This is a genomic window from Pseudoalteromonas sp. PSi26, assembly GCF_054960575.1.
In genome coordinates this window covers 178,902-199,516 of the sequence record NZ_JBHNYT010000002.1, presented here as the reverse complement: position 1 = coordinate 199,516, position 20,615 = coordinate 178,902, and the positions used below count along the sequence as shown (strand labels likewise).

Genomic DNA, 20,615 nt, shown 5'->3' with positions numbered 1-20,615 from the left:
TAAGTTACAGCTTAAAAAGCCGATACCTTTTTAGAACAACAAAAAAATAATGAGTCACTATGAACCTCAGCCCATTTTATTTAGGCGATTGGCAGGTAAGCCCCCTATCAAATAGCATTCAATATGCTGGTAAAAACAAGCAGCTAGAACCAAAAGCCATGGATGTTTTAATCTATTTATGCTCAAAAAAAGGAGAGCTTGTTAGCAGTGACGAACTACTTACCCACTGTTGGAAAAATATTGAAGTAGGCGATAACCCGCTACATAAAATAATTACACAGTTGCGCAAAGCTCTTGGCGATAAAGCAAGTGCACCACAATACATCGAAACAATAAGAAAACGTGGCTACCGAATCATTGCAAAGCTGGACTTTCCTTTAACTGCAGAAGAAGCCCCGAAAGTGACAAGCTGGCAAGGGGGTTCCCCTTTTTTGGGATTAAGTGCTTACAATACAAACGATAATCACCTTTTTTTTGGCCGGAATCAGGCCATTGCCACGTTATTAGAAAGGGTGGCAAGCCAAGTAAATTTTGGTCGCGCTTTTTGCTTAATTTTAGGCCCAAGCGGTACAGGTAAATCATCCTTAGTTAACGCGGGCATTTTGCCCAAACTGCTTGATAAGCGCGGCTACAATGGGATTGGTGTTGTTTCGTATACCCAGCTAGATTTTGCAGATATTGACCACAGTCGACTTTATTTAGATTTAGCGTCTGCCATGCTTGATTGGGATATAAATAATTTACCTGTCTTTGATGGTTTGAGTGCCGAAACACTTGCCCAGCAATTAACACAAAACACTACTAGCGTTATTCATACTTTAACTAATACCCTAAATAAAACGGTAACAACACTCAAAAACCCGAAATTATTTTTGTTCATAGATCGTTTAGAGGTCCTACTTTCATCACCTTTATTTGATAACGAAACACGTAGCCAATTTTTATCGGTTATTGAACGCTTAGCAACGTCTAAAGCGGTGATTGTATTTAGTGCGTGCAGAAACGATTTTTACCCTTTAGTGGTTGAGCAACCAAGCCTTATGGCTGGCAAAGCTAATGGCGCGCATTACGACTTAACACCACCGAACAGGCACGAACTTCAACAAATTATTCGCCTGCCTGCAATAACCGCTAATTTAACGTTTTCACACGACCCGCTTACCAAAGCACCACTGGATGAAATATTGTGCGCCGATACCGTCAATAACCCAGATGCATTGCCTATGTTGCAATACACTCTTCAAGAGCTGTATTTACAGCGCAGTGATAATAACGAGCTACTACACAGTGTTTACAAAAAACTTGGCGGTATTGAGGGTGCGATAGGCAAAAAGGCAGAGGATGTATTTATTGGCCTTTCTAAAGCGCAACAACTGCAACTAAAAAGCGTGTTATCACAATTAATAACGCTAAACCCTGACGGTAAAACCATCACTAGCCGCGCAGCCCGCTGGAAAGCATTAACCAACACCAGCCAAAAAGAGCTTGTGCAAGCCATGGTCGACAGCCGCTTATTTGTATCGCACTTACAAAATGGCGAAGCCTGTTTTAGCCTTGCGCACGAAGCATTATTACGTCAATGGCCGCGCGCAAAGCAGTGGATAAGTGATCACAAAGATGCACTAGAAGTAAAAAGTCGCTTACATCACCAAGCACAAAATTGGATAGATGAAGGTAAAAGCAATGCTTACCTCCTTGCAACAGGAAAACCGCTGCAAGAGGCCGTTACCTTATTGAACGACAACACATTCGAGCTAGGCGATAACGAACATGCCCTCATAGCCAGCTCTCTTAAGCATAGTAAAACAAAAACAACCCTAAAACATGGCACCGTCGCTTTGCTTTGTTTACTTACCTGTGTTGCCCTGTTTATGAGTTTTACCAGCTTTCAAGCGCAGCAACTAGCACAGCAAAAACGCCAAGAGGCTGAAAGTTTACTAGGGTTTATGGTTGGTGATTTTGCCGACAAACTACGCAGCGTTAAACGTATGGACTTACTTGACGGTATTAGTAACAAAGCACTTGAGTATTTTACTAGTCAAGTCGAGGAACCAAGCTCGCTATTTAACATTAGCAGTCAACAAGCCGAATTTAAAAATCGCTTTCAGTATGCACAAACCCTAGAAGCCATGGGGGAAGTAGCCTATTCCCGCGGCAAAACCATTGAGGCCTTCACCGCCTTTGAAAACGCCCGCACCCGGCTTGAGGCATTATTACAAATACAGCCAAACAACTTAAAGTTACTCACCCTCGCCGGTGCCAATGCCTTTTGGTTAGGGCAACTTAGCTATGATAAAAGTGATTACGCCGCCACCGAGCCATTTTTTAAAAAGTACCATACATATAGCAAAACCATGTATTCGTTAGCACCGAATGATTTTAATACGATTATGGAGCTATCTTATTCGCATAACTCGCTGGGTTCCCTGTATTTAAAGCAATTTAATTACAAGGGCGCAAAGCAACGCTTTAAAGAGTCGCTCGTTCTTAAAAATGAAGCGCTTGTGCTAAAACCCGATAACAAAAACCTATTAAGGGATAAAGCCGACACCTTAAGTTGGCTTGCTAAAACAGAAGAAAGGTTAGGTAACTTTAATGCCGCGCTAACTATCTATGGAAATGCCTCAAATGAATTGTCAAATATGCTAATGAATTACCCAGATGATGCGAGTTTATCAAGTAGCTTGGCCTATACTTATATTCAGCAAAGTTACCTTTTGAGCTACCTGCCTAATAAAGAACTCGCCTTTAAAAAATCCCAGCAGGCAATAAACACTATTAGTAACGCACGACTACAGGATCCAAAAAGTAAACATTTTCAGCAAGCTTATTTTCGTTTTTTAGCCCACAATTTGATGCTCTCAGCTGACAAAATTATTAATAAAAAAACTCAAGACATAATAAGCTTTATCAAAAGCGAAGGATTTAATAACGCCCATTTAATTAATACACAGGCAAGCTTGATTACATACTTTGTTGATAGAAAATCAGCTTCTAAAGGCCTAGAGCTATTAACTGCACTTGAAAATGATGAAAATTTTAAACAATTCATAGCCAATCAAAAAAGAGTTGGGAATAGCTTATTACTCACACGACTAAATCTAATTAAAGCTAAGTTAGCCACAACGAGTGCAGAGCGAGAGCAACTTTGCTTAGATGCACTTAATGCGATTACTCAAACAGTAGAGACAAACCAAAGCGTTCATATATTGCACCCAATAGTACAAGCTTATACTTGTCTAAACCGAACAAACGAAATACCCAAGATGAAAGCACGCCTAGTTAAACTGGGCATCAATAGCTTTCAACTATAACTACAAAAGGAAATAATATGGACAACACTCAAGAAAAAATTCACTTTACAATTAAAATTGTACTAGGCAGTGACGGCAAAGCTAACTTTACATACTTTATAGGTGACAACAAAGTCACTGGAGGCGGAATTGTTAGAACCAAAACAGCGGGTATTTATAGCTTAGATAAAGAAACACTTGCCCAAGGTTTTTTATTTATCGCCGCTACTATTACCGACGTTGATACAGAAACACATTGTGCACAAGACTTCAGTTTTAAAGTAATCGATAATGGCCACAAAATTATTATTACCGACACCGATGAAAACTCTGGCACAGCTTGTTTAATCTTTAACGTTGAGTGTAATGGCAAAACCTACGAAAGCGCTGATCCGCAAGTTGAAAATAAAGAAGAAGATTAATTAACAACGCGTAGCTATTAATAGTTACATTACAATTTGCACAAGGCTAATTTTCCCCAGTGCAACATTTTATACTGTAAGCACCTTACCCCACCACTCTGAAAACTAAGAAAGCAAACTATACGCACAGCCAAAAATGAAAATAAAACATTAAAAATCAGAATCTTAAAAAGGAAGGTTACCGAAAGGTTTAAAACCCATAAATTGAATAAACTGCTAGACATCAAGTTTCATTAACAATAAAAAATGAGCAAAACTATGTCTAACAATAATGAGAATAGCAGAGAAAATAACACCAACAACGCAGTATCTGCATTAATGAGCAGCATTTCTAATACAGTTAACAATGAAAAAATAAGCGCGATTATTAATGTAACTAATGTGATGGCCGATGCTATTTTTATTGTAAATGCACACGGTGTGTTTGAATCGGTAAACCCGGTAGCTGCACGATTTTTTAATGTTCCTTCAGATATACTAATTGGTAAAAAGTGGCAGCATTTTTTACAAGAGCAATACCGTAACGATTATCAATATATGTTTGAAAGTTGGAAAAACAATTATCAAACGCCCCTTAATCATGGCCCCAAAGAAGTAAAAATAATTAAAGCTAATGGTAACTTTTTAGATGTTGAACTTTCGGTTTCGTGCATTCCACCAGCAACAACCAACAATACTCCTTTATTTATTTGCATCATGCATGATATTTCTAAACACATAAAAAAGTATAAAGTACTCGAAACACTTTCAAAGCTCGATCACCTAACGAGTATTGCAAATCGTGGCACGCTAGAAAAAACAATCCACAAAGATTGGCAAACATGCTTAATGAACAAGCAGCCATTAAGTTTTATATTGATTGATATTGATTATTTTAAACTATTTAACGATAACTTTGGGCATGTAAGGGGTGACAAGTGTTTACAAAAAGTAGCAAAAACAATTGAAGAATGCTTACCGTCAAAAGACAGCTTAGTTGCCCGATACGGTGGAGAAGAATTTGCCGTGATATTACCACGGTCTCATATTTCGAACGCTGAAATGATAGCCAAGCGTATTCAAGATAGAATTTTAAATTTAAATTTTAGAGAAATAGGCCTACCTGACAACATTAAAATTAGCGTTAGCCAAGGCTTAGCGTGTGAATACAATAACCAATATAGAACATCTGAAGCATTAATGTGTGCGGCCGATACCGCTTTATATAGAGCTAAATCGGAAGGAAGAAACATGATTTGTATCAGGTAATGATGACTATTTAAAACAATAAACTTTTTAAAAGCCATTTTATAAGTAAAGTGGCTTTTAAGTTTTGCCAAAACTGAACAACAAATATTTACATTTCTTTACAAATTCAGTTTGAAATCCAAGCCTTTATTAAAGGCTTTATTTATTTAAATTCATAAACTTGCAATAATAAGACAGCCTAAATAACAAGTTAAGTTAGTATAAATTTAAAACAACATGATAGACCTTTTATTTTTGTTAACATATAATAATACTTAATAATTAATACAAAATAACTAGAACAGCCTCGGAACGCTTTCCTTTGAGCAATAGTTTAAAATTAATATAACGAATCATTAATGAAATATATTTTATGGCTTTTGCTTTTAGTATCAGCGCAGTTACTAGCAAAACCCGTTAATAACAGCATCGCATTTTACTACTCAGCCCCAATGCCCCTAGCCGAAATGACTTTTTACTCGCGCGTTGTTGTGCAACCTGAGTTAGTGACTGAGCATGAATTAAATTGGTTTAAAGAACGTAACATTTCAGTTTATGCTTATTTGAGCATTGGCGAATCATACAATAAAAGTGATTATTCACTCACCACAAACCCGAATTGGAACAGCTATATTTCCGATTTAACTTCAACACAATGGCAACAACAATTAAATAGCTCGGCTGTTGCATTAAAAAAACGTGGCTTTAGTGGGTTGTTTTTAGACACCCTTGATAGCTATCAATTATTAGACAACGCACGCTATGATAAATCAGCGCAGCAGGCTGGATTAGTTTCAATAATAAAAGATCTTTCTTTAGTATTTCAAAAGCAACTAGTGCTCAATCGTGGCTTTGAGTTACTCCCTAGCCTACAAAACCTTGCAACCGATTTAGTCGCTGAGGGGTTATTTAGCCATTTTAATCCACTTGATAATAGCTACAAATTTACCACTGAGAGCGATCAAGCATGGTTAGATGCCCAACTTAAAAAAGCGCAAAGTTTAGGTTTTAACGTTCAAGTTATTGATTATGCAAAACCTGATAAACGTCTTGTAATGGCTGAAAAAATTATTGCTTCAGGGTTTAATGCCTGGGTGACCGATGGGCATTTACAAACCTGGGGAACATCAGCTATTAGCCCCGTACCTAGGCGTGTGCTTATTCCGTACAATAGTGACTTAAAACCTCTTATTTATTCTACGGTTCACTTAAAGCTGGCCACTCTTATTGAGTATTTAGGTTATATTCCTGACTATATTGATATGGCCAAGCGAGACCTGCCATTAGTTGACCCAAGTTTACATGCTGGAATTATTTCGTGGACCAACATGGCCGGCTTCTACTCCGCGACGGTTATAAACTGGCTTGAGAGCAACTTAGGCGTTGTGCCTCAATTAATTGTTGGTGAACTACCACAATCAGCTAAATTATTAGCCGCATTAGGCGTGCAAACGCTGAACAGCTCCCCCCCTGGCCCTTATAAACTTAACTATTTAGCACCATGGTTAGAAGGTGAGTCAGGTTCTTCGCCTGCCATTACTAAACCTTATTTATTAAAATTAGCGCCAGAAGCCACCACTCTTATTGATATAACAGCAGCTGATGGCAGCACAATTGTACAAAGTGCCAAAACCAAATATGGTGCAGTTATTGTCGCCCCATGGTTAATTGATACGCTACCAATGGAAGGCAGTAACTGGGTTGTTGACCCACTTACACTGCTTACTAAAGCGATGGGATTACCCGCTATATTAGCACCCGATACAACGACCGAAAGTGGCAGACGAATGCTTACTATGCATATAGATGGTGATGGCTTTACAAGCATTGCACACTTTGAGGGAAGTCCTTATGCCGCAGAGGTCATTCGCGATGACATTATTAAACCTTATAAACTTCCCATAACATCTTCCATTATTCAGGCTGATATAGAGCCTGGAGGAATTCATGCTAAACACAGTAATAAGCTAGAAAAAATTGCGCGCAGTATTTTTGAACTTCCCTATGTAGAAGTGGCTTCGCATACTTATAGTCACCCTTACTTTTGGACCGCGCTTTCTGGCCGAAAAGAGATTGACGAAGAAGATACAGACTATGGGTTTCACTTAGATGTACCTGGCTATGACACAATTAGCTTAGAAAAAGAAATTACCGGCACCATTAATTATATTAACGAAAGGCTAGTACCTAAAGGAAAAAAAACAGTACTTATGTTGTGGTCGGGCGATGCTACACCCGGTCCAGACGCATTAAAAATAGCGCGTAATGCGGGTGTACTAAACGTAAATGGCGGCAATACTGATGTAAATAGTGATAACCCTAGCCTTTCACATATATCGCCGATTGCGCGCCCAGAGGGTGATTTACTGTATCAAATTTACGCGCCAATACTGAACGAAAACGTATACACTAATTTATGGCATGGTCCGTATTACGGGTTTAAGCGACTAACAGAAACCTTTGAAATAACCGAAAAGCCATACAGGTTAAAGCCCTATACTATTTACTATCATTTTTATTCTGGCGAAGTTCCTGCAGGACTTGATGCCCTAAAGCATAATATTGACTATGTATTACAAAGACCTAATACACCGGTATACTTAAGCCACTATGCAAAAATTGCGAAAGATTTTTACTTTTCTGCTTTAGCTAAAGATAGTAAAGGTGACTGGTTGTTTAGTTCAAAAAATATTCGCACCCTTCGCATACCCAGCGACTTTGATATTGCAAACATATCACAAAGCGATGGGCTGCTAGGAGTAACGCAACAAGGCAACTACGTACACACTATTGAGGGTATCTCGCGTATTAGTTTTGACCATAGCCAAAAAGATAATGCCCCTTATTTAGCCTCTGCCAATGTAGTAATAGATACATGGCAAGTAAATGGCGCTGTTAGTTTTAAAGCGTGGATACCTGCAACACTTGATTTAGTGAATGCCCGCTCATGCCAATTTATATCTCACATGGGAAAAAGGTATAAAGGTATCACTCGCGCAAATATAACCCACTTTAAACTACCTGCAGGTGATTTTTTTGGTTATTTAAACTGCACAGGGGTTGCTAATTAATGAATACTAAAAAGCGCCCTCATTTAGTTTCTATAAAAACAATTTTAACAATTCTCGCTGTTAGCTGTTTTTCGTTGTATGCGCTATTTCCGCACACCTTATTTTTTGAAGACGATGCACTTTCACAAGACTATACGTTCGAGAAGTCATACTTACACGCAGCACTTAATACTGACCCAAACAATGAAAAACTGCGCGCTAAATTGGCTGAGCTTCATATAGCATTGAGTGAATATTCAAACGCAACTAATGAGCTTGAAAAACTACCAAAAAGTAAGCGTAAAACAGAACTTGAAATAAAGTTACTTTACTCATTATGGCTTGCAAGTGGTGCCAATGTAGATGATCGATTTGAAGAGCTTTCATTAAAGGTTAGTGCCTATAAACCATGGAACGAAGACATTCTTAGTATCGCTAAGGCACTCGGTTTGAATGTTAAGCTTGCACAATATTATGAAACACACAAAAAACCGTTAATTGCCGCTGATTATTGGTTAACGGCAGGCGAACCTGCAAAAGCGTTGCTGCTTTACAAAAATAACATGAGCGAAACAATAGCCGAAAAAGCGATTGAAACCGCATTGGGTGCAAACGAAGCGGTGCAAGCGTATGCGTGGTGGAAACAATATGGAGATCAATCAAATATAAAGCGCACACTTTATCTCGCTGGCTTAGCAGGCAATAAAGAAGATGCAATTATTGCAGCAACAAAACTGCTGCAAGAAGAGCCTAACAATATTGAGTACTTAACACAGGCAATGCAGCTTCACTTAGCTAATGGCGATGCTAATGGCGCTGAAATATTGCTTTCAAAACTACTAAAACAAAAGCCTAACGATAAAGAGCTTCATTTACTTAACTGGAAAGTAAAGCGCTGGCTTAATAAGCCAAAAGAAGCACTTAAAGAATTTAAATGGTTAATGATAAATAAAGCTGTTACCGCATCAATGCTTACAGACAGTATTAACGATGCAACGGCTTTATACTTATACCAAGACGCTAACGACATTTACGCTTACAAAGCTAAAAATAGGCAACTAAAAGGCAATGGCTTTACTAAATGGATGCAAACCAACGAATTTATTGGCGATGCCAAACAAGAGCTCAGACACATAGAGCGTTTTGAAAGCATAAACGGTAAAAGTGTATTATCGCAATATTGGAAAGCCAAAGTACTGCATGACACAGGAAACTTAAACGGTTTACGTAATTTGTGGCCTATTTATCAGGGTCCCAAAAACGAAGAGGATTTAATGTGGCTAGCTCGCGCGTTTTGGTTAAAAAACGACTTTAACACGGCACTAACTATTTTAAAGCAAAAGCAGCAAAGTACCGATGACGAGTTTTGGAGTGCCCGCGTTGACATGGCGCTCAGGACAAAAAATAAAAAAGAACAGCTTCATGCCCTTGAGCAACTCAAAGCACTGGGTAAATTAGGCGAAGGCGATTTATTGCAGTACCAGCAAATACGCTTTGAAGGCAACCCCAAAGCGTTACTTGCACATTTATGGCAGCAACCTTCACTGAGCGAAAGTCAGCTAATTGACATTGCTAACTTAAGTACGCAAATAAACGATTCAAACGCCGTTGAACGAATCCATAATGAACTGAACAAGCAACGCTACAACAAGGCGCTCTACCCTGCTTGGTTAATTATTTCTAACTGGTATCAAAATCAAAGCGATTTAAATTTAGCGTATACAACACTTAACCGCGCCGCAAAACTGAGCGAATACAGCCCCGATGTGGTGCTTGCACAAGGCTGGTTAGCACTGCAAATGCACGACAGCATTATGATTTCACGTATTTTAAATAACTATGCGGACAACGACCCAACGTATGCGTGGGGCCAACTTTTGGCGAGTTTATCAATTTATGAAAAGTCATATAACAGTGCTTATTTTTACCTACGAAAACTAGCGATAGCTGAGCCCAGTGACTTAACCACATTAGTAAATTTAGCCGATGTAATGAAACAACTTGGCTATTACGCTAACGCCACAGAACTTAATCATTATCTTCTTCAGCATTTACCGAAAAATAAATACGCATACCGAGGACTTATGTTTCGCTGGGCTGGCGCTATGGCTATGCCTCATTTAATGCAGCTAAACACACTCGATGAGTTAGCCCCTGAAACCATAGGCACAGCACAAGCAAATTGGTGGTTATCGCGCCGTGCGGCGCAAAAGCTTGAGCCTTGGCAAACACTCCAGTTGTACATGACCCAAGGTGAGTTTAGTAAAATTAAACAATTAGTTGACACTAATAAGCTTAGCAAAAACGATCAGTTAAGTGCGCTTTTATACCTAAATCAACCTTATGCAACTATGCAACGTTGGTATGAAGAGCTAATTAACGAACCAAACGAAGCTCAACTAGGCTTTTTAAGAAACGCGCGAACAACTTATTTTCGTGCACTTGAAGTCAACCTATCTCCGCAAGCTGGGCTCAATAGTACGCAATACGACATAAATGTGTATTTTCCTTATGCAAAAGGCCAGTGGAAACTTAGCCTTAGCGATCAGCAAAACCTTGGGAATAACGGACTCCTATTCGCAATAGAAAATACCATGACGTTTGGCCGATGGGCTTTAAATGCAAAAGTTGATACGCATCAAGGCGATATTGTTAGCCGACAAGGCTTGAGTTTAGATTCTCGTTATCAGTGGGATGCGCGTACTCAAGTTGGCGTAAACTTACAATACAACGCCGAAAACCGCCAATCTGAAGTGTTACTAAGCTATGCACAACTTAATAAAGCCACGGCTTATATAAATTATAATATTGATAACAGGCAAAGCGTGCAGCTATCAGCCGCTGCTATGTCGTTCACGCGAAGAGACAACAACAGCACACTCGTTAATGGACAAGAATATAACGCACGCTATCAATACAGTATTTTAAAAGATCGCCCTATTTGGAACGCCTACTTTAGTGCGCAATGGCAAGACTTTGACCCAGTAAATACTGCTATTAATACAAATAGAAGACCAAGACGCATAGTTATTGAACCTTTTAGGCGTTTTGCCCTAGGTACTTCTTTTGCCTCAACAGGCTCATTAACGCCCCCATACTTGGGTGCCAGTCCGTCTTGGTTATTTGACATAAGTACAGGCTATCAAACACTGAACGATACAATTGATGTGTCTGTTTCCAGTGGTGCTGGATGGTCAGTACTTGGTGATGATTTATTTAAATTACAGCTCGGTTACCAAAGTAGTAATAAGGTCGGTAACTCAGATACACAGTTACAATTAGGATATTACATACATTTTTAATGTTAGGAGAGAATATGTTTCGCTTAGTTTTACTTAGTTTGGTTTTGCTCTTGTCGGCGTGTACTACAAGTCGAATTGCTGATGATATCGAAATTAGCCCAGCAACTACCGTGGCTTTATTACCGCTTGTTAATCATGCACAAACACCACTGGCAGGTGAGCGCGCTGAAGATATTTTAGCAAGTATTTGGCAACAAAATAAGCTACCTAAGTTACTTCGTGCACCAAGAAATAGCAGTAAAGACCTGCCACCTTTAGACGATCAATACCGTTTAAACAACGCAATGCAATGGCTCAATACTCAACAAGCTGACTATGTACTTAGTGGCAGCATTGAAGAATGGCGTTACAAAGCAGGTCTTGATGGAGAGCCAGTGGTTGCACTTACTTTATTGCTTACAAAAAACGGTGAAACAACGCCAATTTGGACCGGCACCATTGCAAAAAGCGGTTGGGGACGCGATAGCATTGCAGCAACTGCGCAAGATGTCATTGCCGATTTAGTGTCTTATATTGAGGTTAGTGAGTGAAAACACATTTCTTACGCCCAAGAGACGTTCCTGAGCTACAGATATGGGCTGAGGTATGTTTTTTTACCGCTTTAGCTTTGGGGCTGCCTGTTCTATTTAACGCTGAGGACCCCTATTGGACGCAAGGAGGGTTTTCTTGGCCAGTATTAGGGCCGTTGCTTGTTGCTCTACGCTATGGCTTTTCAAAAGGTTTTATTAGTATTTTAACCTTACTAGTAGGGCAATTATTGCTAATACAAAGCAATATATTAGACCCTCAAAGTGAGTTTAATATTAACGCTATGATTGGCTACATTATTGTAGTTATGGTGGCAGGTGAATTTAGAGATGTATGGGAGCGAACTAATCAACAGCAAAGCATTCAATTAGCCTATGTATCAGACCGACTTGAAAAATTTACGCGCCAGTATCACTTAATTAGCTCATCACATGACCGAATCGAACAAATGCTTGCTGGACATACACTTAGTTTACGAGAGTCATTACAAGCCGTACGAGAATCAATTGGTAAATTAAAAGAAAGACGCTTAGACAGTGCCGCTGAGGTTATTTTAAATCTATTTATAGAATATGGCTCGATAGAAAAAGCAGGCTTATATAAAGTTGAAAACGATAAAATACAAGAGCCTGCACTAGCTGCTATCGGTAAAATGAGCGAGCCATCTAATTCAGACCCATTAATAGCTGCCATGTTTGACGAAAAAGAACTGGTCTCACTTAAAAACCCAAAAGCTTCATCGGGTGATAGTAAGTATCATATTGCTATCCCATTGATTGATGTTAACGACACAATTTATGGGGCTATTTTAGTTGAAAAAGTGAAGTTTTTTGCTCTCAAAGAAAACACCCTTACTTTACTTGCCGTCATGGCCGGACACATTGGTGATTTATTGCGTCACGAAATCACTAATCCAATAATGACCCGTGAAGAGTCGCCCTACTTTAAGCGCCAAGTTAAACACGCAAACAAAGAAGCAAAGCGTTATAAAATTCCTTCACACTTTTTAAAGGTGAACGCGCTAAGTATTAATGATGAATCTCGGCGGCTGATGGAGTATTTAACCGAGGCTCGCCGAGGGTTAGACATTTATTTATACGATAATGAAAAACAAGTTCTGTTAATACTGATGCCGCTTGCCGATGAGCTTGAAAAAGATGGTTTTGTAATGCGAATGAATAGCTGGTGTAAAGAGCGTACCGGTAAAACATTACAAGAACTCAATATTATTATTGAGCAAGAAGTGGCGTTTCCAGTCAATAAGGATGAATTATCTAAACTGGTAGCCATACATGATTAAAGTTGTAATAGTCGCCTTAATAGCATGTATATGCGAGTATTTTGCACTGCAAAAAATCCTTAGTACACCAAACTGGTTTAGTGTAATTTTACTGCATGCCATTGCAAGCATACTGTTTACCTTTGTAAGCTACGTTTTAATTCCTAAAAAATATAAAACAACACTTATAAATGGCTCGCTATTATTCTTCTTGTTACTGTTTAGCCTACCTGTTTTTGGTATTTTAGGTGTCGTGCTGGCGCTTACGTTCGCGCTATGTAAACCACTTAAAAATGACGATACCGAAATAATAGAACATGAAATTCCAGAGCTCCCCTTTGAAGTTCCTGATATTTCGGCGAACCCGACTTATTCGATTGGTGGCGTAAAAGCCATTTTAAAATACGCAAGCGAACCTAACAAACGCTTAACCGCGGTAATGGCTGCCCGGCATATGCGCGACAGCCAAGCAATCCCTATTTTAAAACTAGCCCTAAAAGATTTAGAAGACGACATACGCTTACTGGCTTACTCAACACTAGATGCCAAAGAAACAAAATTAAACGAAAAAATTAGTGTTTATCAGCAACAAATAGCTAACACCACAAAACAACCTGAACTGAGTAATTTACAGCAACAATTAGCACACGTGTATTGGGAGCTTAGTTATTTAGGGCTTGCACAAGGTGCTCTAAAAACATATGTATTAGAAAAAGCTGAAGCGCTCAGTTTACAAAGTATTGAGTACGCGCAAAAACCAGCTAATTATGTATTTTTAGGGCGTGTTTATTTAGCGTTGGGTTATTACGAACGTGCGCTTGACTTTCTTGTACAAGCAACTGAATTAGGTATGGCGCGTCGCCATGTTTTACCCTACAAAGCCGAAGTTGCCTTTTGTATGAATAAGTATGATGACTGTAAACGCTACTTAAGTGAGCTACCTGAACAACCTAAAGGAAGCGAGCTTCGCCAATTACAGGAGTATTGGAATGCCTAAAACCAATGCTGATATTTTATTATTGTTAGAAGGTACTTATCCCTATGTGCGTGGGGGCGTATCAAGTTGGGTTCATCAAATTATCGAAGGGCTACCTCATTATAACTTTGAGCTTATTTTTTTAGGCGGTGCTTCTGAGCACTATGGCGATATTAAATACACACTTCCAAAAAATGTTACAAAATTGCATGTTCATTATCTAGTAGAGCAAAATAATACTGATATAAAAGCAAAGCACGGCGTTAAATATAAAAAAGAGTTGTTTGAATTTTGGCAGCAACTACAAAGTTACTTTAGAGACTCAAAAGAGCCTATTCCTACTGAATTACTTAAATTTGCATTTGAACAACTTGGACAAAAAAACGGCATAAATGAGGCTGATTTTTTATATAGCGAGTCATCTTGGCAAGTATTAGCTGATTACTATTTAACATTTTGCGACGAATCATCTTTTATTGATTTCTTTTGGTCGTACCGTAATTTGTATAAGCCTTTGTTTAAAATTGCAGATATTGCCCGCCAATTACCGAATGTTAAACTTATACACTCTATTTCGACAGGCTATGCTGGTTTTTTAGGTGCCGGTGCAAGCGTAATTAATAACACGCCTTACTTATTAACAGAGCACGGCATTTATACCAAAGAGCGAAAAATAGACTTAATTCAAGCCGATTGGATAAAAGAGTCTGAAGCTATTTTAGGTAAAAACTTAAATACCGAAATGGGCTTTATTCGCCGAATGTGGATCACTTTTTTCGAGCAAATTGGCCGCACGAGTTACCACCAAGCCGATAAAATAATTTCACTATACGAAGGTAATAGGCAGCGCCAAATTAAAGATGGAGCCTGTGAGGAGCGCTCTTTAGTCGTACCAAACGGCATTAAAACCGCTCACTACGCTAAAGCACTAGCTGCACGTTCTAAAACTATTCCATTAACCGTCGGCTTAATTGGGCGTGTAGTACCAATCAAAGACATTAAAACCTTTATTCGTGCCATTAAAGAAGTGCAATCAAGCATGCCCGAAATAGAGGGATGGATCATAGGCCCTTTTGAAGAAGACCCTAAATATTACAAAGAGTGCCAGTTACTGGTGGGCAGCCTTGAGTTACAGAACAGCGTGAAGTTTTTGGGTATGCAAAATATAGCTGAAATACTCCCTAAGTTAGGCCTTGTTGCACTAACATCTATTTCTGAAGCCCAACCCTTGGTGTTACTAGAAGCAATGGCAGCAGGCGTGCCTGTTCTAGCCAGTGATGTTGGCTCGTGTCGAGAAATTATTGAAGGTGCCACAGAACAAGACAAGGCTTTAGGTAAAGCAGGTGAAGTTGTTTCTATTGCATCGCCAAGCGATACAGCCGTACAAATTACAAACATACTTAATAACGACGATAAATGGCATGAGTATCAATCAAGCGGCTTAAAACGTGTAAGAGCATTTTATGACGAAAGCCACATGTTTGCCCGATACGACAAGCTTTATAAGGATACAATGTCATGGCCGGAATAGGTTTTGAGATACGGAAAATTCTCAAAAAAAACACGCTTCTTTCTGTATTTGAAGCCTATAGTTACGCAGGTTTAATTGGCTCGGGCCCTTGGTTATTATCAATTATCGCACTGATGTTGATTGGTATTTTAAGCCTTGGGATTGTACTACCTAAATTACTGATTATTCAGTTTTTAACGCTTATCACTTATATGATGGCGGCCTCGTTAATATTAACTGGCGGCTTACAGCTAATGCTTACGCGGTTTGTTGCTGATTTATTTTTTACAAAAGACGACGACTCAGTACTCCCCAATTTACTTGGTGCGCAACTTATTACCACGATTGGTGCATTACTGGTTGGATTTGCTGTTTGGCCATTTTTACCTTTACCCGTTGTAACCAAAATTATTATTTTAGGTGGCTTTGTTAGCCTTTGTAATCAATGGCTTGGCGCTATATTTTTATCGGGCATGAAAGAGTATCGGCTTATTTTAATCACTATGCTCAGCGGATACGCGTTTATGGTGCTACTTGCATTATTACTACGTGACTGGCAATTAGATGGACTCTTTTTTGCTTTTTTTGCAGGTGAAGCACTGTTATTTTTTAGTTTTTTATTCATGATTATTCGTCGCTACCCAGGTAATAAACTAATCAGCTTTGACTTTCTTAGTCGAAAAAAAGTCTATTACATGCTGTTCTTTTGCGGGCTATTTTACAATATTGGCGTTTGGGCAGATAAAATTTTATTTTGGTTTTCACCAAGTACATCCATACATATTATAGGCCCCCTAAGAGCTAGCCCAATTTACGATCTCCCCATATTTTTGGCCTATTTATCAATCATCCCCGGCATGGCGGTATTTTTAGTAAGAATGGAAACCGACTTTGTAGAGCAATATGACCGGTTTTATTCTGCAATAAGGGGCGGCTCCTCGCTCGAAGAAATTTACTTTTTAAAAGACAACATGATCACGACAGCCCGAGGTGGCTTGTACGACATATTTAAAATTCAAGGCATTACTGTTGCGTGTTTACTATTGTGGGGCGAGCAAATTCTTACCTACATAGGGATTGATCCTAACTATAAAACACTCCTTTTTATTGATGTAGTGGGCGTAGGCGTGCAGGTAATATTTTTATCTATTCTCAATATATTGTTCTATCTTGATAAGCGCTTTACTGTGTTGGTTCTTTCGGGCCTATTTTTAGCATTAAACATTGTGCTTACGTATTTATCTATTGCACTTGGGCCACAATTTTATGGCTACGGATTTGCCCTTTCTACAATAATTACTTCTGTAGTTGGCTTGTTTTGGCTATCAAAGCAGTTTGAAGACCTAGAATACGAAACATTTATGTTGCAATAAAAACACTTACACCTAATAAAAAGTAGCTAATATATTTATTGTTTATTAGGTGTAAACTTTATTTACTTACCCAGCGGGCTTTAAAACCACGTGTATCTACATGTATAAATGCCCCTCGGTGTGGTTTAGAGCCATAAACGCCCAACCCACCTAATAAGCCTTTAAATGATTCGCGTTTGGCTAACGACTCTACAATATTTGCCATCACTTTTGCGTCTTCAATAGTATATTTTGCATCTTTATTAATATCATCCATACGGTAATTTCCATCGTTATCGATAAAAATATCTGCTGCGTCTCCAAACACATGACGGCTCAGTTTCACATTCCCAATGGCTTTATTGTAATAAGGTGTTCGGTAACCACTCATCACCACCATGTTACTAACTGGAATGCCTTCTAAAATTAGTTCCTTACGAATCATTTCTAACTTTAGCAGCAGTTTATTTTGCAAAAAAAGATACTTGGGATGATTACTTTTTTGCTTACTCACAAATTCTTTTAAAGAAAAATGAGGCGATAATTTGGTACTTTCATTCTCTGGGGTCACTTCAACAAACCCGTCAGGAACAATATAGTGCTTTGAATCCTTAATTTGCGATGGCTTCGGGTAGTGCCCTATTTGGTAATATTTTAGCTTTCCGCCCTCTACTCTCTCGGCAGGTACTTTTACAAACACGTTAATTTTCATGCGCTGTTTTTTATTTGGCGATTCAATTATTACCGATGTTAAGCCGGGAGTATCCGGTGCCTGCCATTGCCAACGGTTAGTATCAGTTAGCATGAACTTTTCATCGCTAATTAATGTGTAAGCATCGGGTGATTGCGCATATAGCACTTCAAATTCAACCTGCTCATTGGGCATTACAAACACCGAAAAAAGTGAGTATGGCATGACAATATCGTTAATTTTTAAACTAAATTCTGCGTCCTCAAAAGCAGGCCTGTTTTGTATATCAACAACCTGATGAGCCGTTTTAGCAGGCTGAGAAGCAAATAAATGCGTACTAAGCAGAGTAGTCAGCATACTGATTAATAAAATACCGATTAATTTCATATTACCTCTCATTATTTACTTTCTAATAATGCTGCAATAACCGACTGGTTATCATTTTTTAGGAGTGCTTTTTGATCGCGTTTGTAAATATCATCTCTAAAATTAACGAGCTTGTTTTCATCCACCCACGCAGTCCAATAAACTAAATGAATGGGTAATGGCTCGTCCAAATAAAATGTTTGTGTGCTGTTTTCATTTCGTGCATCGTTAACTTGTGCCAATGCATGCTTTTCACCTTGGTGTTTAATTATTTCTTGAGCAAGTGAAAAAGGGTCTTCAATTCTTATGCAGCCATGCGATAACGCACGTCTTGTTTGGCTAAATCGCTGCTTTGCAGGTGTATCATGTACATATATAGCCTCAGGGTTAGGGAACAAATATTTTACTTCACCAAGGGGATTTTTTTCACCCGCACGTTTCACTAAAAAATGGTCAAATTGATAAGGCTTAATTGAATCCCAATCAATATTATTTGGGTTAACTGTTTGTGAGTCTATGTAGCTGTTTTTTCTGATTTCAATATTGTTTTTAACAAGGTAATCAGGGTCTTCTGCTACTTTAGGGGCTATTTCCCTAGTAGCAATTGAAATAGGTATGCGCCACTCAGGGTTAACAACAAATTTTTCTATTTCGTCACTAAATGCCGGTGTTTCCCAGCTAGGTTTACCAACAATCACGTTGTTTTGAAGTTTTACATCACCTACTTTCACATAACGCAACTGATACTCAGGAATATTTACATACACGTACTGTTCATCGCTCGAACCGGCAAAGTTGGTAATGCGATAAAAGTTTAACTTTAACTTATTGAGTTTTTGCTCAGCTGAAATATTAAGTTTAGCAAACGTGTTTTTGCCAACTCGTCCATCAACGTTTAAGCCATGGCGATGTTGAAACTGCTTTACAGCGCGCTCAATATGTTTATCAAAAATGCACGGCGCTTTGGTGCATACGTTAGTGAGTAAATCTTGTTCTTGAAATAAACGCATAGCGAGTAAACTTACCGCTTTACTGTTACTACCTAGTTCAAGCAACTCGCTGGCGGGTAAAGAAATAAACCCACCGCGATTCACTATTTCTTGGTACCAATTAATCGCTTTTTCAGTACGCTTTATTAATTGGGCTGAGTATTGATCAAAGTAATAGCTATCTTTAGTTTGCGTGTAGCGCTGCGAGCTGTAAGTGGTCAGTGAAGAGCTGGCAAGTAAAACACCATCAAGATCATCATTCGCGAGTAAAGGTGAAGCAAACATGCTTGCTAAGCTCACAAACAAAGCCCCTTTCAAAGTAGCTTTGTTTGTTTTGGTAAAACCTTTTTTTGTAAATAGTCCCTTCACGGTGCGCCCCTCGCTAAATAGTGTTGATAAATGCATGTGTACTTGCCGTTTAATTATCAACGAGAGTTGCAACGTCGGTGCCAAAAACAGACTCAAACCTAAGGCGCTGAAAATATTGAGTTTTTTAAAAAATAAATCAATTCATTTAAGTTATGGCACAAGCTGCTTGTGTAATTAATATACTCAAGTGTGTAAAGTTGCTATGTCGATTAATCGCTTAAAAACGCTAAAAAACCACGTTCGTATCTGCTTAAATACTTAGTTTTGCGAGGTAACGTAAGTGACTCACGCCACGCATTTTGTGCTGCTTCATCTTTTTTACATAGGGTAATTAAATCAGGGTGAACATAAGATTTGCGCGCTATTGCTGGGGTATTACCTAATTGTTGAGACACACAATCGAGCATGCTTTTTAAGGTAAGTGCGCCCTTTGCTTTAGCTAACTGCTTAAAAGCAATAACGCTTGCTCGCCAGGTTCTAAAATGTTTTGCACTAAACTCCTCTCCCATTATTCGCTGTATGTATTGGTTTATTTCGCTCGATGTTACATTAGTGCGCTCACCTTCACTTATGTACTGAAATAAATGCTGGCCAGGTAAATCTTGTAAGTCTTTAATTACATGGCTTAGCACTCTGTCAGTAATGTTGACCTCACGTTCTTTTCCAGATTTAGCTCGGTATTTTAACTGAATATTTTTACCTGTTAGCTTTGCGTGTCGTGTGCGTAACGTTGTAGCGCCAAAGCTTTTATTTTGTTTTACGTTTCGCTCATTGCCGACTCTAAGTGCCCCTAAGTCCATAAGCCTAACTACCGCCGCTAATGTGCGTTCTACATTTAACTCACTGCCTTGTAAGTCTGACTCCAAGCGAGATCTCAATAAAGGAAGTTTATGGCCAAAAACACCACAAGCTTGGTATTTTTTAGCCTCTTGCTGTGCTCTAAACTCTGGGTGGTATCGGTATTGTTTTCGCCCTTTACTATCAAAACCTGTGGCTAAAATATGTCCATTTTCTTCGGGGCAAAACCATGCGCTTTTGTAAGCAGGCGGAAATGCTAAGTCATTCAAACGCTCAATAACCGCTTCATCTTTTATTAATTTGCCAATAGGATCGAAATACTGCCATTGCTTATTTTTAAGCTTTCGAGTGATACCAGGTAAATTATCATCCACATAAATTAACTTCATAATCACTGCACTCCGTTTTGATCAATGACAGCCTATAAAACATTTAAACTAACATATTCAAATAACCTTAAACT

General features: G+C 38.8%; 13 protein-coding genes. 10 read left to right on the top strand and 3 right to left on the bottom strand.

The features are described 5' to 3' along the window. The first annotated feature begins 59 nt into the window (after positions 1-59). The 10 genes from ACFI34_RS02915 (at position 60) to pelG (ending at position 16,960) form a co-directional block, all read left to right on the top strand. Complete coding sequence (locus tag ACFI34_RS02915; RefSeq protein WP_462672346.1) at positions 60-3,314, top strand: nSTAND1 domain-containing NTPase; 3,255 nt, start codon at positions 60-62, stop codon at positions 3,312-3,314. A 17-nt stretch (positions 3,315-3,331) separates the two neighbouring features. Further along, entirely contained in the window at positions 3,332-3,715 is a 384-nt protein-coding gene (locus tag ACFI34_RS02910; protein WP_462672345.1) for a DP-EP family protein, read from the top strand. 258 nt (positions 3,716-3,973) lie between these two features. Next, entirely contained in the window at positions 3,974-4,963 is a 990-nt protein-coding gene (locus tag ACFI34_RS02905) for a GGDEF domain-containing protein (RefSeq protein WP_462672344.1), read from the top strand. 338 nt (positions 4,964-5,301) lie between these two features. After that, positions 5,302-8,013 carry an endo alpha-1,4 polygalactosaminidase gene (locus ACFI34_RS02900; protein WP_462672343.1) on the top strand — a complete coding sequence of 904 codons (2,712 nt, stop codon included), beginning with the start codon at positions 5,302-5,304 and terminating at the stop codon, positions 8,011-8,013. After that, positions 8,013-11,294, top strand: coding sequence for a tetratricopeptide repeat protein (locus tag ACFI34_RS02895; RefSeq protein WP_462672342.1), 3,282 nt, complete (start codon positions 8,013-8,015; stop codon positions 11,292-11,294). Before ACFI34_RS02900 ends, ACFI34_RS02895 begins: the two co-directional genes overlap by 1 nt. Before the next feature lie 14 nt (positions 11,295-11,308). Then, positions 11,309-11,824 (top strand): protein PelC, encoded by a 516-nt coding sequence (locus ACFI34_RS02890; RefSeq protein WP_462672341.1) that lies wholly within the window; start codon positions 11,309-11,311, stop codon positions 11,822-11,824. Then, positions 11,821-13,122 carry a PelD GGDEF domain-containing protein gene (locus ACFI34_RS02885; protein WP_462672340.1) on the top strand — a complete coding sequence of 434 codons (1,302 nt, stop codon included), beginning with the start codon at positions 11,821-11,823 and terminating at the stop codon, positions 13,120-13,122. Before ACFI34_RS02890 ends, ACFI34_RS02885 begins: the two co-directional genes overlap by 4 nt. Beyond that, positions 13,115-14,098 (top strand): tetratricopeptide repeat protein, encoded by a 984-nt coding sequence (locus tag ACFI34_RS02880; RefSeq protein WP_462672339.1) that lies wholly within the window; start codon positions 13,115-13,117, stop codon positions 14,096-14,098. Before ACFI34_RS02885 ends, ACFI34_RS02880 begins: the two co-directional genes overlap by 8 nt. Beyond that, entirely contained in the window at positions 14,091-15,608 is a 1,518-nt protein-coding gene (gene pelF / locus ACFI34_RS02875; RefSeq protein WP_462672338.1) for a GT4 family glycosyltransferase PelF, read from the top strand. The genes ACFI34_RS02880 and pelF overlap by 8 nt, the downstream gene beginning before the upstream one ends. Beyond that, complete coding sequence (pelG, locus tag ACFI34_RS02870; protein ID WP_462672337.1) at positions 15,596-16,960, top strand: exopolysaccharide Pel transporter PelG; 1,365 nt, start codon at positions 15,596-15,598, stop codon at positions 16,958-16,960. Before pelF ends, pelG begins: the two co-directional genes overlap by 13 nt. 58 nt (positions 16,961-17,018) lie before the next feature. Here pelG and ACFI34_RS02865 read toward each other — a convergent pair whose 3' ends face one another. The 3 genes from ACFI34_RS02865 to ACFI34_RS02855 form a co-directional block, all read right to left on the bottom strand. After that, the gene (locus tag ACFI34_RS02865; protein ID WP_462672336.1) at positions 17,019-18,017 is read right to left on the bottom strand and encodes a D-Ala-D-Ala carboxypeptidase family metallohydrolase; all 999 of its coding nucleotides are present in this window, start codon (positions 18,015-18,017) and stop codon (positions 17,019-17,021) included. An 11-nt stretch (positions 18,018-18,028) separates the two neighbouring features. Next, positions 18,029-19,285 carry a L,D-transpeptidase family protein gene (locus ACFI34_RS02860; protein WP_462672335.1) on the bottom strand — a complete coding sequence of 419 codons (1,257 nt, stop codon included), beginning with the start codon at positions 19,283-19,285 and terminating at the stop codon, positions 18,029-18,031. A gap of 278 nt (positions 19,286-19,563) precedes the next feature. Beyond that, complete coding sequence (locus tag ACFI34_RS02855) at positions 19,564-20,541, bottom strand: DNA topoisomerase IB (RefSeq protein ID WP_462672334.1); 978 nt, start codon at positions 20,539-20,541, stop codon at positions 19,564-19,566. Between the last annotated feature and the right edge of the window lie 74 nt (positions 20,542-20,615).

What these genes read in the sequence shown, in the direction of transcription:
- ACFI34_RS02895 (WP_462672342.1), top strand. Translation starts at nt 8,013, where the DNA reads ATGAATACTAAAAAGCGCCCTCATTTAGTTTCTATAAAAACAATTTTA.
- ACFI34_RS02865 (WP_462672336.1), bottom strand. Translation starts at nt 18,017, where the DNA reads ATGAAATTAATCGGTATTTTATTAATCAGTATGCTGACTACTCTGCTT.
- pelG (WP_462672337.1), top strand. Translation starts at nt 15,596, where the DNA reads ATGGCCGGAATAGGTTTTGAGATACGGAAAATTCTCAAAAAAAACACG.
- ACFI34_RS02880 (WP_462672339.1), top strand. Translation starts at nt 13,115, where the DNA reads ATGATTAAAGTTGTAATAGTCGCCTTAATAGCATGTATATGCGAGTAT.
- ACFI34_RS02910 (WP_462672345.1), top strand. Translation starts at nt 3,332, where the DNA reads ATGGACAACACTCAAGAAAAAATTCACTTTACAATTAAAATTGTACTA.
- ACFI34_RS02900 (WP_462672343.1), top strand. Translation starts at nt 5,302, where the DNA reads ATGAAATATATTTTATGGCTTTTGCTTTTAGTATCAGCGCAGTTACTA.
- pelF (WP_462672338.1), top strand. Translation starts at nt 14,091, where the DNA reads ATGCCTAAAACCAATGCTGATATTTTATTATTGTTAGAAGGTACTTAT.
- ACFI34_RS02905 (WP_462672344.1), top strand. Translation starts at nt 3,974, where the DNA reads ATGTCTAACAATAATGAGAATAGCAGAGAAAATAACACCAACAACGCA.
- ACFI34_RS02915 (WP_462672346.1), top strand. Translation starts at nt 60, where the DNA reads ATGAACCTCAGCCCATTTTATTTAGGCGATTGGCAGGTAAGCCCCCTA.
- ACFI34_RS02855 (WP_462672334.1), bottom strand. Translation starts at nt 20,541, where the DNA reads ATGAAGTTAATTTATGTGGATGATAATTTACCTGGTATCACTCGAAAG.
- ACFI34_RS02890 (WP_462672341.1), top strand. Translation starts at nt 11,309, where the DNA reads ATGTTTCGCTTAGTTTTACTTAGTTTGGTTTTGCTCTTGTCGGCGTGT.